General features: G+C 69.1%; 1 protein-coding gene. It reads right to left on the minus strand.

What is annotated here, in order from left to right; genetic code table 11:
- Positions 1-618, minus strand: a 618-nt coding sequence (locus ACSIH6_RS39375; protein ID WP_435113990.1) for an L-ribulose-5-phosphate 4-epimerase, incomplete at its 3' end; no start/stop codon positions are given.
- Positions 619-640: the final 22 nt, after the last annotated feature.

A 640-nucleotide genomic window follows, 5' to 3' on the forward strand; every position in this document is an offset into this window, starting at 1 on the left:
ACCGAGTTGGCGGGCGACGTGCACGGTGCGGGCGACGTCCTCGACCATGACCGCGGCCTTGACCGCGTCCCGGGGATCCCTGCCGATGGTGAAGGGACCGTGGTTGCGCATGAGCACCGCACGGGACCGGTGCTCGGTGAGGGTCTCCACGATGCCGCGACCGATCGAATCGTCGCCGATGATCGCGAACGGCCCCACCGGGATCTCCCCGCCGAACTCATCCGCCATCGCGGTGATCACGCACGGGATCGCCTCCGCCCGGGAGGCCCACGCGGTGGCGTAGGTGGAGTGGGTGTGCACGACGCCGCCGACCTCAGGCATGTGCCGGTAGACGTAGGCGTGGGCGGCGGTGTCGCTCGACGGCGACCGGTCCGAACCGGGAGTGTCGGGGACGACCCCGCCGTGGAGGTCGCACAGGATCATGTTCTCCGGGGCAAGGTCGGCGTAGTCCACCCCGGAGGGCTTGATGACGAACAGGTCGGCCCCCGGGACACGGCCGGACACGTTACCGCCGGTCCATACCACCAGACCGTAGCGCGTCAGTTCGGCGTGCAGGGAAGCGACCTGTTCCCGTGTGCGGTCGATCGCGGACTGGATATCCGTGGTGAATCGGTTCATCGGTCGGCCTTCTCCCTCAGGG

This window comes from Nocardiopsis synnemataformans (assembly GCF_965343085.1).
Lineage (GTDB): Bacteria > Actinomycetota > Actinomycetes > Streptosporangiales > Streptosporangiaceae > Nocardiopsis > Nocardiopsis alborubida.